Annotated in this window: 15 protein-coding genes; 8 read left to right on the forward strand and 7 right to left on the reverse strand. The window is 68.9% G+C overall.

The features are described from left to right. Positions 1 to 48 precede the first annotated feature (48 nt). The 3 genes from DLM85_RS02565 to DLM85_RS02575 form a co-directional block, all read right to left on the reverse strand. Positions 49 to 1401 (reverse strand): 4Fe-4S binding protein, encoded by a 1353-nt coding sequence (locus tag DLM85_RS02565; RefSeq protein ID WP_111476491.1) that lies wholly within the window; start codon positions 1399 to 1401, stop codon positions 49 to 51. Between the two features lie 184 nt (positions 1402 to 1585). Then, positions 1586 to 1819 carry a hypothetical protein gene (locus tag DLM85_RS02570; RefSeq protein ID WP_111476492.1) on the reverse strand — a complete coding sequence of 78 codons (234 nt, stop codon included), beginning with the start codon at positions 1817 to 1819 and terminating at the stop codon, positions 1586 to 1588. Positions 1820 to 1828: 9 nt separating this feature from the next. Beyond that, positions 1829 to 3172: an NAD(P)/FAD-dependent oxidoreductase gene (locus DLM85_RS02575; RefSeq protein ID WP_111476493.1), complete on the reverse strand. Its 1344-nt coding sequence runs from the start codon at positions 3170 to 3172 to the stop codon at positions 1829 to 1831. A gap of 243 nt (positions 3173 to 3415) precedes the next feature. On the opposite strand from DLM85_RS02575, the gene DLM85_RS02580 reads away from it, so the two are divergent. Together DLM85_RS02580 and DLM85_RS02585 are read left to right on the forward strand one after the other, a co-directional pair. Then, a complete protein-coding gene (locus tag DLM85_RS02580; RefSeq protein ID WP_111476494.1) occupies positions 3416 to 3835 on the forward strand; it encodes a hypothetical protein in 420 nt (139 codons plus the stop codon). Between the two features lie 231 nt (positions 3836 to 4066). Beyond that, entirely contained in the window at positions 4067 to 4756 is a 690-nt protein-coding gene (locus DLM85_RS02585) for a carboxypeptidase-like regulatory domain-containing protein (protein ID WP_111476495.1), read from the forward strand. A gap of 90 nt (positions 4757 to 4846) precedes the next feature. Here DLM85_RS02585 and DLM85_RS02590 read toward each other — a convergent pair whose 3' ends face one another. The 3 genes from DLM85_RS02590 to DLM85_RS02600 form a co-directional block, all read right to left on the reverse strand. Then, on the reverse strand, positions 4847 to 6322 hold the full coding sequence (locus tag DLM85_RS02590; RefSeq protein ID WP_111476496.1) for an APC family permease: 1476 nt from the start codon (positions 6320 to 6322) through the stop codon (positions 4847 to 4849). A 184-nt stretch (positions 6323 to 6506) separates the two neighbouring features. Then, entirely contained in the window at positions 6507 to 7049 is a 543-nt protein-coding gene (locus DLM85_RS02595; protein ID WP_111476497.1) for a hypothetical protein, read from the reverse strand. 152 nt (positions 7050 to 7201) lie between these two features. Continuing rightward, positions 7202 to 7783: a hypothetical protein gene (locus DLM85_RS02600; RefSeq protein ID WP_133256852.1), complete on the reverse strand. Its 582-nt coding sequence runs from the start codon at positions 7781 to 7783 to the stop codon at positions 7202 to 7204. 327 nt (positions 7784 to 8110) lie between these two features. Between DLM85_RS02600 and DLM85_RS02605 the strand changes: the two genes are divergently transcribed. Both DLM85_RS02605 and DLM85_RS02610 read left to right on the forward strand, forming a co-directional pair. Beyond that, positions 8111 to 10834, forward strand: a complete 2724-nt coding sequence (locus DLM85_RS02605; RefSeq protein WP_111476499.1) for a hypothetical protein — start codon at positions 8111 to 8113, stop codon at positions 10832 to 10834. A 23-nt stretch (positions 10835 to 10857) separates the two neighbouring features. Beyond that, positions 10858 to 11901 (forward strand): AAA family ATPase, encoded by a 1044-nt coding sequence (locus DLM85_RS02610; RefSeq protein ID WP_111476500.1) that lies wholly within the window; start codon positions 10858 to 10860, stop codon positions 11899 to 11901. Positions 11902 to 12063: 162 nt separating this feature from the next. Here DLM85_RS02610 and corA read toward each other — a convergent pair whose 3' ends face one another. Continuing rightward, positions 12064 to 13284, reverse strand: coding sequence for a magnesium/cobalt transporter CorA (gene corA / locus DLM85_RS02615; protein ID WP_111476501.1), 1221 nt, complete (start codon positions 13282 to 13284; stop codon positions 12064 to 12066). A gap of 161 nt (positions 13285 to 13445) precedes the next feature. Here corA and DLM85_RS02620 point away from each other — a divergent pair, with 161 nt between their 5' ends. The 4 genes from DLM85_RS02620 (at position 13446) to DLM85_RS02635 (ending at position 17896) form a co-directional block, all read left to right on the forward strand. Beyond that, the gene (locus DLM85_RS02620; RefSeq protein WP_133256853.1) at positions 13446 to 14462 is read left to right on the forward strand and encodes a hypothetical protein; all 1017 of its coding nucleotides are present in this window, start codon (positions 13446 to 13448) and stop codon (positions 14460 to 14462) included. Positions 14463 to 14552: 90 nt separating this feature from the next. Next, the gene (locus tag DLM85_RS02625) at positions 14553 to 15308 is read left to right on the forward strand and encodes a porin family protein (RefSeq protein ID WP_133256854.1); all 756 of its coding nucleotides are present in this window, start codon (positions 14553 to 14555) and stop codon (positions 15306 to 15308) included. Between the two features lie 160 nt (positions 15309 to 15468). Beyond that, complete coding sequence (locus DLM85_RS02630) at positions 15469 to 16770, forward strand: MATE family efflux transporter (RefSeq protein ID WP_111476504.1); 1302 nt, start codon at positions 15469 to 15471, stop codon at positions 16768 to 16770. 214 nt (positions 16771 to 16984) lie between these two features. Beyond that, entirely contained in the window at positions 16985 to 17896 is a 912-nt protein-coding gene (locus tag DLM85_RS02635) for a glycosyltransferase family 2 protein (protein ID WP_165821982.1), read from the forward strand. Positions 17897 to 17993: the final 97 nt, after the last annotated feature.

A 17993-nucleotide genomic window follows, 5' to 3' on the forward strand; every position in this document is an offset into this window, starting at 1 on the left:
TCGGGGCCCGCTGCAATACTACAGGGCCCGCGGCAATCGACCGGCATGCTAGTCCAGAATCCGCAGGCTCTCGGCCCGAATCAGCTGGCTGGGCTGGTAGCGCCCTTCGCGCGGGCCGTTTTCCAGGTTCAGCACCCCGCGCGGGCAGGCCGTGCTGCACAGCCCGCAGCCCACGCAGGCCGCCCGGATGATTGGCTCCCCGCGCTGGGCGTACTGCTTCACGTCGATGCCCATTTCGCAAACGTTGGAGCAGTTGCCGCAGCTGATGCACTGCCCGCCATTGGTGGTAATGCGGAAGCGTGAGAAGTGCTTCTGCAGCAGGCCCAGGTAGGCCGCCATCGGGCAGCCGTAGCGGCACCACACCCGCGAGCCCAGAAGGGGGTAGAAGCCCACGCCCACCACACCCGAAAACAAGGCACCGACCACAAAGCCGTAGGTGCGCGAAAACTCGTCGGAGAGGCGGCCGAGCAGGGCCCCGCCCAGGCGCGTGTTCAGCCACAGCAGGGCCGTGGTCACGATGATGAAGCCGAGCACGGTGTAGACGATGCTGACCTCGTAGCGCCAGGCTTCGCGGCGTTTGTCGCTGAGGTGGCGGTACGGGTCGCCGGCGGTTTCGGCCAAGCCGCCGCAGCCGCACACCCAGGAGCAGTACCAGCGCTTCCCGAAAAAATAGGTGAGTACCGGCGTGGCCACGAAGGACATGATAAGGCCCCAGCCGACCATGAAGGCGCCGAGGTGCCCGTTCTGCAGCAGGGCCTGCACGCCGCCGGGGAAGAGGTAATCGTACTTCAGCGGCCAGAAGTAGGTGAAGTAGAACTCGGGCTGTTGCAAGGCCAGCAGCACGCCCGGCAGCAGCCAGGCAAAACCCAGCTGAAAGAACATCACCGAGGCCGTGCGCACGCGCTGGTAGGGCGAATGGCGGTATTTCAGCAGGGCCCGCCCGCCCATCAGCAGCACGGCCAGGGTGTAGAAGGTGCCGTAGAGAAACCACTGGTCGGCCGGGCGGCGGCGCAGCAGCTGGCTCAGCCCGTCGAGCGGGCGAATGAGGTTTTCCAGGTACTCGGGCCACCAGTAGAGCACCACGTAGAAGCCCGTCAGTGCCACGCCCGTAACCCAGGCCACCGCCCCGCGGGAAGTGCTGGCGCGGGCCCAGAGGTAGTCGTGCCGCACGCCGCCCGCGTCGCGCCCAAACTTCCACCAGCTCCAGCCCAGCGCGCCGGCGCTCAGTAAGGCCAGACCCAGCCAGAACGCCGGCTCGCGCAGCCCGGCCGGGGCGGCGGCCGTCACGGCCAGAGCCAGCAGCCCCAGGGCCACCAACGCCAGCCACAGGCGCTCGGCCGCGGGCGTGTCAGGAGTGGGGTGGGCCAGGGGCTGGTCGGAATACGCGGTAAGTGCAGGCATGAAACGAATGGAAATGAGCTGGCGCCGGCGTAACCGGTGCCGGAAATAAAGCAGGCTTTCAGCCCGCGAAAAGCACCCGGACGAAACGGCTCAAGTCAGCAATGGTCGGTGTCGGTTGAAACCCCTGCTTTACGGTGGACACCAGCTACGCCACCTGCGGCAGCTAAACCGGCGCCAGCCGTCATCAATGGTGGTGGTGGTCGTCGGGCTTGCCGAAGAGGTTGGTGAGCGAGCCGAGCACGAAAACCCCGGCCCACACCACGTACAGCCAGTGAAACCCGTCTGGCTTGGGCTGCCCGATCAGGGCCAGCACGAGCTGGGCGCCCAAAGTCATTACGATGCCGGTGAAGGCAATGGTTTGCCAGGCGTTGAAGGCGGCGGGGTGATAGAGCTTGCGGTAGTTGGGTTTGTCGGCCATGATGGGCGGTTATACGGAAAGCAGGCGGCCGAGCAGGCCCCTGCGGCGGCGCAGCACCACGGCCGGCTCGTCGGGGTGGCCGGCGTTGTACGCGGCCACGATGGCCGGCTCGTGCTGCGCGAAAAATTCGGGGTCGAAATTAGCGGCCCCGAGCTGCGCCAGCACCTCGGGCACCGGCGCGGCGCGGCGCAGCCACTGGTCGCACACGTCGTGGCGTAGGCGCAGGCCCAGGGCATTCACGCCCAGCAGGGCCCGCGAGGCGTCGGCGCGGTAGTGCAGGCGCAGGCCCAGCGCGGCCGTGGGGTGCTGCCACCAGAAGCTGGCCTCGCCGTCGGCGGGCCGGGCGGGCACCTGCCCGTAGGTCTGGTATTCGAGGTCGAAGAACTTGGCGGAGTTAAACCACGGCCCGCGCTGGTACGCCGTGGGCTGCCCGCAGATGGTGTGGGCCACCGTCTCGCCCTGCATGCGGCCGGTGTACCACAGCGGCTCGATGGCCGCCTCGCCGGGCGGGGGGCTGCGGCGCTGGGCACAGTCGCCGGCCGCGAAGATGCCCGGCACCGAGGTGCGCAAATACTCGTCGACAAGGATGCCGCGGTCGGTTTCGATGCCGGTGTCGGCGGTGAGGCCCACGTTGGGCACGACGCCGGTGGCCACGCCCAGCCATTGGCAGGGCAGCTCCTGGCCGCCGCTGGTGCGCACGGCCCGCACCCGGCCGCTGGCGTCGCCGAGTACTTCAGCCAGCTCGGTGCCGTACTGCACCCGCACGCCGTGGCGGCGCAGCTGGGCATCGACCAGCGCCGCTTCTTCGGGCGGCAGCACCGAGCCCCAGTAGTGCCGGTCGCGCACGAGCAGGGTGACGCCAAGGCCGCGGGTGCGCAGCATCTCGGCCATTTCCACCCCGATCAGGCCGCCGCCCACCACCACCGCCTCACGCACGTCGCGGGTGAGGTCGGCCATCAGCTCCACGTCGGCCTTCGACACCAGGCCCTGCACGCCGCGCAGGTGCTGGCCGGGCCAGTCGTAGTACTGGGTGCGGGCGCCGGTGGCCAGCAGCAGCGCGTCGTAGGCCAGGGGAGGGCCGGCGGCCAGGTGCACCGTGCGGGCCGCCGCGTCGAGGCGGGTGGCGCGGTCGTGCACCAGCTCCAAACGGTTTTCGCGCCAGTACCAGGCTTCGAAGGGCAGCACGTCGGGCCAGCGCAGGTGGCCCATGTAGAGGTACATCAGCGCGGGGCGCGAGAAGTGGTACGCGCTTTCGGCCGACACCAGCGTGATGCGGGCTTCGGGCCGGAGGCGGCGCACCGTTTGGGCGCAGCTCACACCCGCAATGCCGTTGCCGATGATAACCAGGTGCATGGGGTGAGGAACGGGTAAGTGAATCAGCAAGGAAATAGCCCGAGCGGCCACGGGCTGGGTGGATGGCAACGGAGCAACCGCCGGGAACCGGGCCGGGTGCCGCGGCCAAACCTACTGGTTTTTGACCACGCCGGATTCAGCCACGGCTTTGCGTACGCGAAATCCGCTATCCGCGGCCGGTCCGAACGCGGGGCCGGCGCCCTGCGTACAGCCTGGGTAGACACCAACTTAGTCCTACCCGTCATGGCAACTCCCCTCAACCTCAATACCGAAGGCACCCACAACGACGACAACGAGCAGATCAAGCGCGACAAAAAGGTAGTGCCGCGCGACCCGCAGCAGGAGCAGGAGCGCGACTTCCAGCAGATCGTCAACAACAACACCGACGTCGACAAAGACCCCACGGCCTACCGCAACGCCGGCGCCCGCGGCTACACCCAGCGCGAAGGCGAGAAAAACCAGTTGAAAAATCTGCACATCGGCGGCAGCGAAACCAGCCCCCAGGGCGCCAACGACCACGAAACCGACCAGAGCAAGCGCCAGGGCTCGGGTTTCGAAGTGGAAGGCAGCTACGAGCTGGACCACGAGCAGAACCTGCGCACCCGCGAGCAGCCCTTCGGTGCCTCCGAGCCCGGCGGCCCGTCCCAGCCGGTGCAGGAGTAGGCCGCGCCGCCCGCCGCTACGGCGCCGCCCCGGACATGGTTGCCGGGGCGGCGCTTTGTTTTTACGCAATTGCACCCGCCTATTGCAGTATAGCCATACGAATGTGATATATTTAGGGACGAACTAGACCGCCTGCGCACAATCCCGGCCGGGTCACCGCGCTTGACCGGGTTGGGCTGCCTGGTTCGCTTCCCATTCACCCGGTACCCCCACCGTACTTTTTACCCGCCGATGAGCGACAACTACCAATCCGTTACCGAAGAGCCGGTAGAAACCGACGAATCTTCCCTGGACTCGGGCAACCGCAAGCTCGGCCTGCTGGCCGGCGGCGTCGTGCTGCTGCTGGGCGCGGCCCTGGCCTTCGGGCCGGCCGCCAACCGCGAGCGTATTGCCCACGGGCAGATGCCCACCTTCGAGCTGGTCGGCGCCAGCGTGGTCGGCTCGCGCAGCGACATTGAGGAGGAAGCCGCGCCGGCCAAAACCGACGCCCCCGCCGCCGCTGTTGCCGCCAAAGCCACGGCCGCGCCCAGCAAGCCGGTGACTACGGCCCGCGCCGCGGCGGCTCCGGCCGCCAGTGCCCCCGCGGCCACGGCGGCGGCCGAGCCGGCCGCCCCCGCCGCCGAGCCCGTGGCCGCTGCCGCCCCGGTGGTGGAAGAAGCGCCCCGCACGGCCACGCTCAGCGGCCGCATCCTCGACGAAAACGGCAAGCCCATGGCCGGCGCCACCGTGTTTGTGAAGGGCACCAACAAAATTGCCAGCACCGACCAGAACGGCAACTACACCGTGGAAACGCCCGCCGGCGAAGCCAGCGTGGTGTACGGCTACGGCGGCTACCAGGACCAGGAAATGCGCGTGCGCAGCGGCCAGGCCACCAACGTGACCCTGCTGCCGAGCGAAACCGGCAAACGCCGCCGGCGCTAATCCTCGGCCTGCCCTGAGGCCTCCAACGCAAACGGCCGCTTTCCTCATCGGGAAAGCGGCCGTTGTTTTTCACTGCTTGCCGTTGGGGCCTCAGGGCTGCGGAGGCACGTTGCCGGCAAAGCGGTTGCGGAACAGGAAGTACACCGGCACGCCCAAAGCCACCAGCAGCAGCCCGCGCCACGAAAACTCGGCCGTGCCGGGGGCAAACAGCAGAATCAGGCAGAAGGCCGAGGCCAGCAGCACGTAGATGGCCGGCAGCACCGGGTAGCCCCAGGCGCGGTAGGGGCGCGGGGCGTCGGGGCGGGTGCGGCGCAGCACGAAGATGCCGATGATGGTCACGACGTAAAACAGAATCACCGAGAACATCACGTAGTTGAGCAGCTGCCCGTAGGAGCCCGACAGGCACAGCAGGCAGGCCCACAGGCACTGGGCCCACAGCGCCCGGCTGGGCACGCCGGCCGCGTTCAGCCGGGCCAGGCCGGGGAAGAACAGCCCGTCCTTGGCCATGGCGAAGTAGGCCCGGGCCCCGGCCAGGATGATACCGTTGTTGGCCCCGAAGGTGCTCAGCATGATGAGCACCGCCAGCACCACGGCCCCGGCCGGCCCGAGCACGTGCTCGGCCACGGCGGTGGCCACCCGGTCGTCGGTGGCGTACATGATGCCGCGGCCGGCCAGGGTAGTGGCGTCGGGCGAGCCGTGCAGGGGCAGCACCAGCAGGTACACCACGTTGGAGAGGATGTAGAGGGCCGTGACGATGGCCGTGCCGATGGCCATGCTGCGCACCAGGGTGCGCTCCGGATTCACGATTTCCTCGCCCGCGAAGCCGATGTTGTTCCAGGAGTCGGAGGAAAACAGGGAGCCCGTCATGGCCATGCCGATGGCCACAACCAGGCCGCTCAGAGTCAGCGGAGTGGGCAGGCCGCTGGTGCCGGGGGCGGGGTAGCTCACGGTGCGCCACATGTCGTGGAAGTTGGCCTGCACCGCTTCGGCGTTCAGGCCCAGCAGCAGCCCGCCGATAATGAGCAGGGCCAGGGCCACCAGCTTGGTCGAGCTCAGCACGTTCTGAATCAGCTTGCCGGCGCGCACGCCGCGGGCGTTGATGGCCGTGATGCCCACAATCAGGACGATGGCCAGCAGCTGCACCGAGGAGAAGGGAAACGGCCCGAGGGAAAACAGCACGTTATTCACGCTGAACCAGGGCACGAGCACGCCGGTGAACTTGGCGAAGGCCACGGCCACGGCGGCAATGACGCCGGTCTGGATGACCAGGAACAGGGACCAGCCGTAGAGAAAGGCCACCAGCTTGCCAAAGGCCTCGCGCAGGTACACGTACTGGCCGCCCACCTTCGGGAACATGGAGGCCAGCTCGCCGTAGCTCACGGCCCCGGCCAGGGTGATGACGCCCGTCAGCAGCCACACCACCAGCAGCCAGCCCGCGCCGCCCACCTGCCGGCCGATGTCGGCCGAGACAATAAAAATACCGGAGCCTATCATGCTGCCGGTCACAATCATGATGGCGTCGAACAGCCCGATGGCGCGCTGAAAGTGGCCTTGTGGTTCGCTCATGCGGAGGAGGGAGTGAGGAATGAGGGCCGGAAGATAGACGTTTGCCCCGCATCGGCCCCAACAAAACAGCCCGCCTTACCGGCGGGCTGGCAAAGAATCGACTACAAAAATTCGTGAACCGAAGGAAAGCGCGGCTAAATCCGAAAAATCCACCGAAACGGAGCGCGGCGCAGCCACTCCGGGATTAAAACTCGCTGCGGTCGTACCAGCGGCGCATGCGCCAGGGCTCCGAGCGGTTTTTACGCACCAGCTCCAGGCGGGCCGTGCCCGTGCCGTCGAAGCGCTGGTTGTCGCGCTGCTCGATGCTGAGCGAAAACGCCCGCTCCACGAACACCAGCGTGTCGGAGTACATGGTGTCGGTGGTGGGCAGGTACTGCGTCCACTGCAAGTTGGCCGAGCGCGCGGCCCGAAACAGCTTGTAGGTGGCATTCACGTCCACGTCGCGGTTCCAGCTGCGGTCGGCGTTGGCGGCGAAGTCGCGGTAGGTGAAGGTGAACTTGCGGTTGACCAGCTGCCCGTAGAGCGTGGAGTCGCGCAGCTGGTAGGAGGCCCGGAACCGGTCGAAAAAGCCGCGCACCGTGACGGGGTTGCCCAGCAGCTGATCGGGGTTGATGCTCTCGTCGTCGAGGCCGGGGGCGAAGGGGTTGCAGGCGGCCAGGGCCACGGCCGCCCCCAGCGGGGCCCAGCGCCCCAGGCGAGGCCGCGCTGGGCGGGCAGGCAGGCGCATCGGGGACAAGCGGTTCATCATCCGGGGCATACGGTTTGGTGCAAGCTACGGCGCGGCCCGGCAAGGTGCAACAGCCCCGGGCTATATTCTACTGGCGCAGGCCGCGCCGCTGCGCCGCCAAACGCCGCAGCCGCGCTTTTGTTGGCGGGCCCTCAGTTGCGGATAAAGTATTTTTTGGCTTCCGTCCACACCGGCTGGCTGCCGGTGGCCAGGTCGCGCCAGGCCGAAATCTGCCACTCGTTGTTGCGGCGGCGCAGCAGCAGGCGCATGTTGCCCGTCAGGGTGCGGTAGCGGAAGGCGGTGTCGGTCTGGCTGAGCGTGAGCTGGTACTGGGCCGATACCTCGGCCGAGTCGGGGCCGTAAATCTGGTCGCGGCGGGCCGAGAGCAGCAGCTGGTTCTGGGCCGTGGCGGGGGTGCGCTGGCGCAGGCGGTTGAAGTAGTCCAGCTCCTCGCGCAGGCCCCAGTTGGCAAACAGGGCCGCGTTGGTGGAGCCCGCCGCGGCCGGGTCGGGGTAGAAGCGGTAGCCGCGGGGCACGAAGCACCGCTCGTAGTTGGCCGCGTTCAGCCGCTGCACCGCCGTGGCGAAGTTGGTGAGCAGCAAATCGATGCTGGTCGGCGACACCCACTCGCTCGACGTGTTGGCGGGCTCCGGCGCGCGCAGCTCAAAGCAGGCGGGCAGGGCCGCAAGCAGCAGCAGGGCGGCGGGCAACGGCAGACGGGAGGAGCGCGGCATACGGTGCGGAAGGTACGGAATCGGCGGGCCGGATGCTACGGGCGGGGATATTCGACCGCCAGGTCGAGCTTGTCGAGACATCTCGCGTGCTGATGATAGGTAGTCAAACCATCGTTCAACGAAGGAATTACTATCGAGCGAGATGTCTCGGCTGCGCTCGACATGACGTTCTTTTTCTATCGTCCTGACAAGCTCGACCTGACGTTCGGCACTTGGCGGCGTAGTACTGCGGGCAGCCCCAGCCCGGCGGCCCGAACGGCAACCTGTTCGGCCCCCGGCCCGAATAGCTACCTTTGCCGCCTTTCCACCCCGCCTCGCCGCCGCTGCATGTCGAACCGCTTACTGGTCCTGCTTTCGGGTTTGCTGCTGCTCATGGCGCTGGCGTCGTACGTGTACTACCGCCGCGTGGTGGCCCGCACGCCCGTCGACCCCTGGGCCCTGGTGCCGGAGGATGCGGCCCTGGTCATTGCCACCCGCGACCATCCCACGCTGGTGCGCCGGCTCAAGGAAACCCAGCTCTGGGACAACCTGGCCTCGCTGCGCTACTTTCAGCAGGTGGAGGAGCAGGTGGTGCTGGCCGACAGCCTGGGCAGCACCAAGGGCTCGGTGCTCGACTTCCTGGGCCGTAAAACGGTGCTGACCTCGCTGCACGTGACCAGCCCGCGCAGCTTCGACCTGCTGTTTCAGGTGCCGGTGAGCAGCGTGCGGGAGCACCGCCAGATTCGCACCCTGGTGGAGGGCCTGGGCCGCGACGTGCGCTACCAGGTGCGGACCCGCGACTACCACGGCAACCAGATGATTACCGTCACGCAGCGCCGCAACGGCCTGGGGCTGACGTACGTGAACTACCGTAATACGCTCATCATCAGTGCCAATGCTGGCCTGGTGGAAGCCGTGCTGCAGCGCACCGAATTTCCGCAGCAGCAGTCCATTGCGGCCGAGTTCGGGGCCACCGACTACCTGCAGCTCAAAGACGTCGACGCGGCCCTGCTCATCAACTACCGCCAGCTGCCGCCGTTTCTGGGCGTGTTTTTCCGGCCCGAGCTGCGGACCGATTTCGAGTACCTGGCCAGCATTGGCAGCAAGAGCCTGCTGGAAATGAAGCTCACCGGCAACCGCGTGCTCTTCAACGGCTTCACCAACGCCGAAACCGCCGCCGGTAGCCTGCACCAGCGCCTGCGCGGGCAGCGCACCGGCCGCTTGCGCATGGCCGAGGTGCTCAGCACCCGCACCGCCGCCCTGGTGCACCTGCACGCCGCCGCCCGCGCCCTGCGCCCCGCCGCCGTCACTGACACCCTGGCCCGCCCGCTGGTCGACAGCCTGGCCGCCACCCTCGACGACGAAGCGGCGCTGTGCTACCTGGCCACCTCCTCGCCGCGGGTGCTGCCGGGGCGTCTGGCGCTGGTGCGCACCCGCAACGCGGCCCGCACGGCTCAGTGGCTGGGGCTGCTGCGCCGCCGCACCGGCACCAGTCCCAGCTTCGAGCGGTTTGGGCCCTACCAGCTGTACCAGAACGGGGTGCCGCGCCTGGCCGAGCGCCTGCTCGGGCCGCTGTTTGCGCCCGTGGGGGCCGCGGCGCCCGGCGCCACGGCCCTGGTGGGCGACTACCTCGTGCTGGCCGACGACGCGGCGGCGCTGCGCACCTACCTGGCCGACGTGGCCGCCGGCCAGACCTGGACCCGCACGCCCTCGCAGGTGGCGCTGCTGGAGGAAACCACGCCCGTGGCCCAGCTGAGCGTGGTGCTCGACACGCGCAACAGCTGGAACATGCTGCTGCGGGCCCTGGTGGAGGAACGCCGCGCGGGCCTGCTGCGCAACGAAGCCCTGCTGCAGCGCTTTCCGCAGGTGGCCCTGCAGTACGCCCCGGCCGACAGCGGGCAGTACTACACCCAGCTGGTGCTGCGCCACCCGCCGGTGGGGCCGGCCGTGGCGGGCCCCCAAACGGCGGGTGGCGTGGGCAGCACCCTCAACTTCCAGGCGGGCCTGGCCCCGCTGGGGCCCGTGCTGCTGCCGGCCGCCGCGGGCCGCCCCGCCCCGGTGCTGGTGCAGGACCGCCGCGGCACCGTGCACCTGGTTACCCCCGACAACACCGTGGGCTGGTCCGACTCGCTCGGTGGGCCCTTGGTGGGGCCGCCCGGCCTGCTGCCCGGGGCGTTTGGCCGGCGGACGGGCCTGCTGCTGCTCACCGCCAACCGTATTCACTTGCTCGATGAGCGTGGCCGCTCGGCCCGCAACTTTCCGCTGAACCTGCCCGATACCGTGCAGGCCGCCTCGCTCAGCAGCGCCCCGCCCGCCGATAACCAGCCCGCCCGCCTGCTGGTGGCCGACCGCTACGCCAACCTGTTTCTCTTCGATGCCCGCGGCAACGCCCCGGCCGGCTGGCAGCCCAAGCGCCTGGACTTTGCCCTGGCCGCGCCGCCCCAGCTGCTGCGCGTGGGCGGCCGCGACGTGGTGGTGTGCCTGCTTGAAAACGGCTACATCTTCGCCTACGACGCGCTGGGCAACCCCCTGCCGGGCTTCCCCATCAGCCTCGGGGCGCGCCTGCACACCAGCGCCTTCGTGGAGGCCGGCCCCACGCTGCGCCGCACCCGCCTGACGGTGGTCAACCAGCACGCGGAGCTGCTCACCTTCACGCTCAGCGGCGAAATCGGCCCGCGCCGGCGCCTCACCACCTGGAGCCGCAACAGCGTGTTCCGCCTCGTGGCCGATCCGGCCGGTCGGGGCTACGTCGTCACCCGCGACGACGGGCAGGGCCACCTGACCGTGCTCGACGCCGCCGGCCGCACCCTGGTGGAGCAGCGCTTCCTGACCTCGGCCGAGAAGCCCGCGCAGCTGTTCGATTTCGGCAACGGCCGCCGCGTGCTGGTCGTGACCGAAACCGGCCCCGGCAAGGCCTACCTCTACGACGCCCGCGGCCGCCTCATCGGCGGGCAGCCCTTCGACAGCTCGGCGCCCACCGTGGGGCTGAGCTACGACGCCACGGCCGCCACCTACCAGCTGTTTCGGGTGGTGGGCACGGAGCTGCGCCGGCTCACGCTCAAGATGGATTAGCGGGCCGGAAACCCGCTCGGGGCATGACCAACCACCCAGCTTCCCGGACCGGCCTCGTCGTGGGCAAGTTTGCCCCGCTGCACCGCGGCCATCAGCTGCTCATCGAAACGGCCGCGGCGCAGGTGGCGGAGCTGCACGTGTGGGTGTACTCCGAGCCCGACCTGCCGCGCCTGCCGGCTCCCGTGCGCGCCGAGTGGCTGCGGCAGATCTACGGGGCAAGCATCGGGGGCTGCCGCCTGCACGTGCGGGCGCTGACCAAGCCGCACTACCCGCAGCTGCCGCCCAACGACGCGCCGGACTTCGCGCACCGGGAATTTGTGCGTCAACTGCTGCTTGAGCTGGATTTGCGTATCGACGTAGTATTCACGAGCGAAGCATACGGGGTGGGCTTCGCTGCCCACCTCGGCGCGGCCCACGTGCTGGTCGACCAAGAGCGGCGGCAGCGGCCGGTATCGGGCACGGCGCTGCGGGCCGATGTGTACGGGCAGCCGGAGTGGCTGCACCCGGTGGTGCAGGCGCATTTCCACTCCGCCGATTACGTGCAGCGGGTGGCGCTGCTCGGCGCCGAAAGCACCGGCAAGTCGACGCTGACGGCGGCGCTGGGCCGGCACCTGGGCACGAGCTGGGTGAGCGAGTACGGCCGCACGCTCTGGGAAGCGCAGGGCGGGCAGTTGGCCTACGCCGACCTGCTGCGCATTGCCCGGCAGCACCGCGCCCTCGAAGACGAGGCCCTGCCGCGGGCCCGGCACTGGCTCATCAGCGACACCAACGCCGTGACGACGCTCTGGTACAGCTATGCCTATTTCGGCCGGGCCGAGGCGGCGCTGCACGCGCTGGCCGCCGAATGCCGCAGCCGCTACGCCCACACCTTCGTCTGCGCCCCCGACTTTCCCTTTGAGCAGGACGGCACCCGCGCCCCGGCCGCGCAGCAGCAGCTGCAGCAGCACACCCAGCTGATGCTGCTCGACGTGCTCGGCATCCCGTATCAGGTGCTAACCGGCCCCGTAGCCGAGCGCGTGCAACAGGTGCAAGCGGCATTGGGCGAGGCGCTGCCGGTGCAGCTGTAAGTGCCTGTTCAGAAAATCAGCCCGTCCGGCGGAGCTCGCAGAAGCAGCCCTACCGAACAACCCAACGAAGCGGTAAAGCTGCTTGGGCAAGCTCCGCCGGGCGGGCTTTTGAATCAGCTGTAAATGGCTATTTTATCCATTTGTAATATAATGGGTTAATATCTAGTTGCTAAACCATCCCTTGCGGTAGAAATACACCAGCATACCGCCGGCAATGACGGCCATAAACGCCAGCACGACGGGGTAGCCCACGGGGTTGTACAGCTCCGGCATGTTCAGGTGGTTGACGCCGCCCTGCGGGTTGTCGCGGGAGAAGTTCATGCCGTACACGCCGGCCACGAAGCTGAGCGGGATGAACACGGCGCTGATCATGGTCAGCACTTTCATCACCTCGTTCATGCGGTTGCTCTGGTCCGACATGTACAGGTCGATCAGGCTCGACACCGATTCGCGGTAGCTCTCGGTCAGGTCCAGGGCCTGGATGGCGTGGTCGTAACAGTCGCGGAAGAACACCTTCATTTCCTCGGGCACCACCTCGTCGTGCATGCGCAGCAGCTCGGCAATCTTCTCCCGCTCGGGGTACACCAGCCGGCGGAAGCGCACAATGTCCTTCTTGATCTGCAGGATGCGCGCCAGCAGCCGCTTGGTGGGCCGCCCGCGGATGATGGTGTTTTCCAGCTCCTCGATGTAGTCGCCGATGGCGGCCATGGTGGGGTAGTAGTGGTCGAGCACCACGTCGGTGAGGGCATAGGCCAGGTACAGCGGCGGGCGCTGCTTGATCTGGCTGAAGCCCGAGCGGATGCGCTGCCGCACGGTGTCGAGGCAGTCCTCGTAGTCGTCCTGGAAGGAGAGGACGTAGTTGGGCCCGGTGAAGATGCTGAGCTGGTCGTCGTCGATTTCGAGCTGCGCGGTAAACTCGGTCATGCGCGACACCAGGAACAGGCGGTTGTCGCCGAACACTTCCACCTTGGCCCGCTGGTAGTCGCCGAGCACGTCCTCCATCTGCAGCGGGTGCAGCTCGAAATCCTCCATGATGCGCTGCATCAGGGCCACGTCGCCGTAGCCGCGCACGTCGATCCAGTGGCGGCGCTCGGGGTGGGTGCGGAAGCGGTGCAGCAGTTCCGTGTAGTCTTCGCACTCGTGCTCGGCGTAGCCATTGGCGTCGTAGCTGAAGATAAAGAGCCGGGGCGCGAGCGAGCCGGCGCGGGGGCTGAGCGTGCCGGGGCGGGCGCCCACGCCCTGCAGGCGGGCCTGGCGGGTGGCGTCGCGGTCGGCCACGCTGGTGGCGGCGGCCTCCTCGGCGGTCGGGGGTGGTGTGGAAGACAGCTCAGGAGCGGAATCGGCCGGTGCGGCGGCGCGGGTTTCCGGGGCAAAATCGGACATGAACAGCAGCGGGGGAATCGGCCCAGAAGCGGGCGGCTGGTAATGCTACGCAGACGCGGGCAAAAATGTGCGCGTGGGCCGGCCGGTGGCCCGGCGGAAACGACGCCCCCCAACCGGTACGGCCGATTTTCACGTACTTTCGGCGCTTCGTTGCTTTGTCCGTGCCCGGTTTTCCGCCTCCCGTTGCTTCTTCCGCCTTCCTGGCCGCGCCGCCCGAACTGCCGGCCGGCCACGGGCGTTACCGGCTGCGCTGGCTGACGGACGCCGCCGCGCCCCCGCTGCCATTGGCCGCCGAGCTGTACCTGTATCAGCAGCCCGCCCAGCTGCGCGCGGCCGGCCCGCCGCTGGCCGTAGCCCTGCTCGAAGACCAGCACGCGGCCCAAACCGTGGCCTGGTGGCCCATTTTCCGGCAGCCCGATGGCCGGGCCGGCAGCAGCCCCGCGGCCCCGTTCAGCTACCCGCAGCTGCTCACCGCCGAGCTGCCCGCGCCCGTGCTTGAGGAGTGGCTGCGCGCAGTGCACCAGACGCTGGCCGCCCAGGGCTGCACCGCCTGGCAGCTGCGCCTGCCGCCCTTCGCCTACGAGCCGGCCGGCAGCGGCGCCCTGGTGGCGGCCTTGGAGCGCCTGGGCTACGCCGTGGCGCTGGCCGAAATCGATACTTACCTGCCGCTCGGCCAGCCCTACGAGGCGCGGCTGCACCCCTCGGAGCGGCGGCGGCTGCACAAGTGCCAGCGCCACGGCTTCCGCTTCGAGCAGGAGCCGCCCCTGTTGCTGCCATTGGCCTACGAGTTCCTGCGCCGCTGCCGCGAGGAGAAGGGGCAGGCCCTGTCGCTGAGCGAGGCCCAGCTCGCGGCCCTGTTTCGCGACTTCCCGCGCGACTACCTGCTATTTTCGGTGCGCGACGCGGCCGGCGACTGGGCTGCCCTGACGGTGGCCGTGCTGGCCGGCCGCGGCGTGCTCTACAATTTCTACCCCGCCAGCCCGTTGCGTTACAACGCGTTCAGCCCGGTGGTGCTGCTCAACGCCGGCCTGCACGCCTTCGGCCAGGCCAGCGGCCTGCGCCTGCTCGACCTGGGCACGTCCACCTTGCCCGAGGGGCTGAACGAGTCGTTGCTGCGCTTCAAGCGTCACCTCGGCGGCGTGCCCAGCCTCAAGCTCACGCTCACGCGGCGTGACTGAAGGGACCGGGCCGTCGACCAGCAGACGGCGCAGCCGTGGCATCGTTGGCTGCTTAAGCCTTGACTTATAGCTTATTCAACTACTGTTTTCATGCATCGACTGCTACTGCCATTGGCTGCTTGCCTGACCGTACTACCGCTTACCGCCGTGGCGCAGCGCGCCTGGCACCTGGGGCTGGCGGGGGCCGCCGCCCGCAGCGGCTTCACGGATCGGGTGGAGCTCACGTTCAGTCCGCTCGACGGCAGCGCGGAGGTGAATCCCGGCTACGGCTCGGGTCCCGCGGCTACGGCCACGTACCACCTGGGGCTGCAGGTCAGCGGCGAGCTGACCGACCACCTTACCCTGGAAATGGAGCCGCGCTACTGGCGCCTGCGCCACGAATACCAGCTGACGCTGGGGCAGCTGCCCAACCAGACCTTTGTCTACGGGCGCGTAGTGGGCGGCACGGCCCAGCTGCCGCTGGGCCTGCGGTGGCGCTTTGGCCGGCCGGGCAGCCTGCAGCCGCACCTGCTGGTGCGGGCGGTGCCGGGCCTCACCCAAACGGCCACCGAGCCCGCTCGGCTGGTGCAGAATAGCCGCACGCCTTCCCTGCTGAGCATCGGCCTCGACGGGGTGGGCCTGCACTGGCAGTTTGGCCTGGAAGGCGGCATCGGCGTGCTGGTGCGGCAGCGGGTGGGGCTGAATTTGCTCTACCACCACGGCTTTCGGCCCACGCGCCTGGCCCGGCCTGACGCCCTGCTGCTCTACGAAGCCAACGACGGCGGGCAGTACCTCTACACCGCGCAGGGCCTGCTGGCCGGGCGGCTGAACGCGCTCAGCCTGCAGGCCGTGGCCTATTTCAACTAGGGTGTGTGGCAAGTAACTGACAAGGCGCTTCTGCTGCTTCCCAGGCCGTCCTGCTGCGACAAGCGGCCGCCAGATCAAGCAGGACGTTCTTTTTGCTCACGGTCCACACCCTAAGGCCCGCCCGGCGGCGCGTACCTTGCGCCGCCCCAGCCCGCTGCCTATGAGCCTGCCCGCCGCCGATGACGCCGCTTCCGAAACCCTGCCCGCCGCGCCGGCCGGGTTGGCGCGCTTCGTGCGCGGCTCGTTGGGCTCGGGCGTGTCGGTGCTGGCGCGGGCGGGCGGGGCGCTGGCCCTGAACAAGCTGCTGGCGGTGTTCGGCGGCCCCGGCGGCCTCACCTTGCTGGCGCACTTTCAGAACCTGATGGCCCTGCTCACCACCCTGCCCAACGACGGGGTACACGTGGGCATTGTGAAGTACCTGGCGCCGCGGCGGCCGGGCTCGGCGGGCTGGCGGCTGTGGTTTGGCAGCGGCGTGGTGCTGAACGCGGCCGTGCTGTTGCTGGGCTTTCTGGCGTTGCCGGTGCTGCGCGGGCCGCTGCTGGCCGCGTTCCGGCCCACGGCGGGCTGGGTGCTGGGCGTGGTGGCGGGCATCACCTTGCTCACCGCCCACGCCTACCTGGCCGCCGTGCTGCTGGCCGCCCAGCGCCTGCGCGCCTACGTGGCCCTGACGGTGCTGCTGAGTGTGCTCGGGCCGCTGGCCGTGGCCGGCGCGCTGGCCCTGCGCTGGCCGGTGCCGCGGGTGCTGCTGGCCTACCTGCTGGCCCAGGGCCTGACGGTGCTGCCCACCGCCTGGGTGTGCGCCCGCGCCGGGCTGCTGAGCTGGGTGCGCCCCCGCCTGAGCCGTCCGGCGCTGCTGGGCCTGGGCCGCTTTCTGCTGATGGCGCTGAGCGTGCTGGTGTGCAGCAAGGCCGTCGACTTCGCCGTGCGCGACCTGCTCATCAGTCGCTTCAGCCTGACGCAGACGGGCCTGTGGCAGGCCGTGGCCAAGTTGTCGGACAACTACACCATGGTGTTTTCGGCGGTGATGGGGGCCGTGTTTTACCCCCGACTGGCCGCCCTGGCCGCGCAGCCGGCCGCCCGGCGCGCCTACGTGCGGGCCGTGTTCGGGCTGCTGGCCGGACTGCTGGCCCTGGGGCTGGCCGCGCTCTGGCTCTTGCGCGACTGGCTGCTGCCCCTGCTCTTCGACGCCCGCTTCGCCGCGGCCCGCACGCTGCTGGGCCCGCAGCTGCTCGGCGACTGGGCCAAGTTTCTGAGCTGGACGCTGCTCTACCTGCTGGTGGCCGAGGCCCGGGCCGGGCGCTACGTAGCGGTGCAGCTGGCTTCGGCGGCCCTCTACGCCGGGCTGCTGGCCCTGCTGCTGCCGCGCTACGGGCTCTACGGCGCGCCGCTGGCCCACGCGGCGCGCTTTGGCGTGGTGCTGCTGGCCTGCGGGCTGTACTTTCGGGCCTACTTTCGCCGCTGAAGCGGGCTGGTGCGGCTGACAATGGATTGGGTGCAGACCGTCGGGGGCCGGGCGTGAGGCCGGTGCGCAACCTGCGCCGAACGTTGCGGTTGCTGCGCCGGGTCTGCACTTTGTCGCCGGGCGCCGCCCGCAGGCTGAAAGCCTGCTTTATTTGGGGCGCCGGGTTTGCGACGCAATAGCGTAACCGGCACCAGTCACTTTACTGCTTCTGCCATTGCCTCCGCTCGTTACCATTGTGGCGCTGTGCCACAACCACGCCCGCTTTCTGGCCGCCGCCCTCGATTCCATTGCGGCCCAGACCTACCCCAATCTGGAAGTGTGGCTGGTCGACGACGCCAGCACCGACGGCAGCCCGGCGCTGCTGCGCGAGTACGCCGCCCGCTTTCCGGCCTGGAACCTGCTGCTGCTGCCCGACAACGTGGGCAACTGCCGCGCCTTCAACCAGGCCCTGCGCCGCAGCCACGGCGAGTTTGTCATCGACTTCGCCACCGACGACGTGCTGCTGCCCGAGCGCGTGGCCCGGCAGGTGGCCTTCATGCAGGCCGAGGGCCCGCGCTGCGGCGTGACCTACCACGACTGCGACCTGATTGACGAGCAGGGCGGGCACGTGCGCTTTCACTTCCGCCGCGACGAGGCCGGCCGGCCGGTGCACCCGCGCCCCGCCGCCGGCCAGGTCTTTGCCGACGTGCTCAGCCGCTACTTTATCAGCACGCCCACCATGATGTTCCGGCGCAGCATGCTCGATGCCCTCGGCGGCTACGACGAGACGCTGGCCTACGAGGACTTCGACCTGTGGGTGCGCGCCGCCCGCGACTGGGACTTCGGCTTTCAGGACGAGGTGCTGACCCAGAAACGCCTGCACCCGCAGTCCATGTCGCGCAAGGCCTACCGCCCCGGCGACCCGTACGTGGCCTCCACCATCCGCGTCTGCGAAAAGGCCCTGGCCATGTGCCGCACCCCCGCCGAGCGGGCTGCCCTGGCCGTGCGCCTGCGCTGGGAATTGCGCCAGGCCGTGCGCTTCCGTCGCGGCCCCGAAGCCCGCCGGCTGTACGCCATGCTGCGCCAGACGGGCCCGCTCCGCCCGCTGGATTATGCCCTGGGCGTGGTAGCTCGTGCGTTTAAGTGATGATAAAAATAGCGTACTGTATGAACGTTGAAAACAAGCTGGTTATGGTGCCTGTTGACTAATGCGAATAGGCGCCGGCTTGAACTTGAGTTGCACG

This window comes from Hymenobacter edaphi (assembly GCF_003258365.1).
Lineage (GTDB): Bacteria > Bacteroidota > Bacteroidia > Cytophagales > Hymenobacteraceae > Solirubrum > Solirubrum edaphi.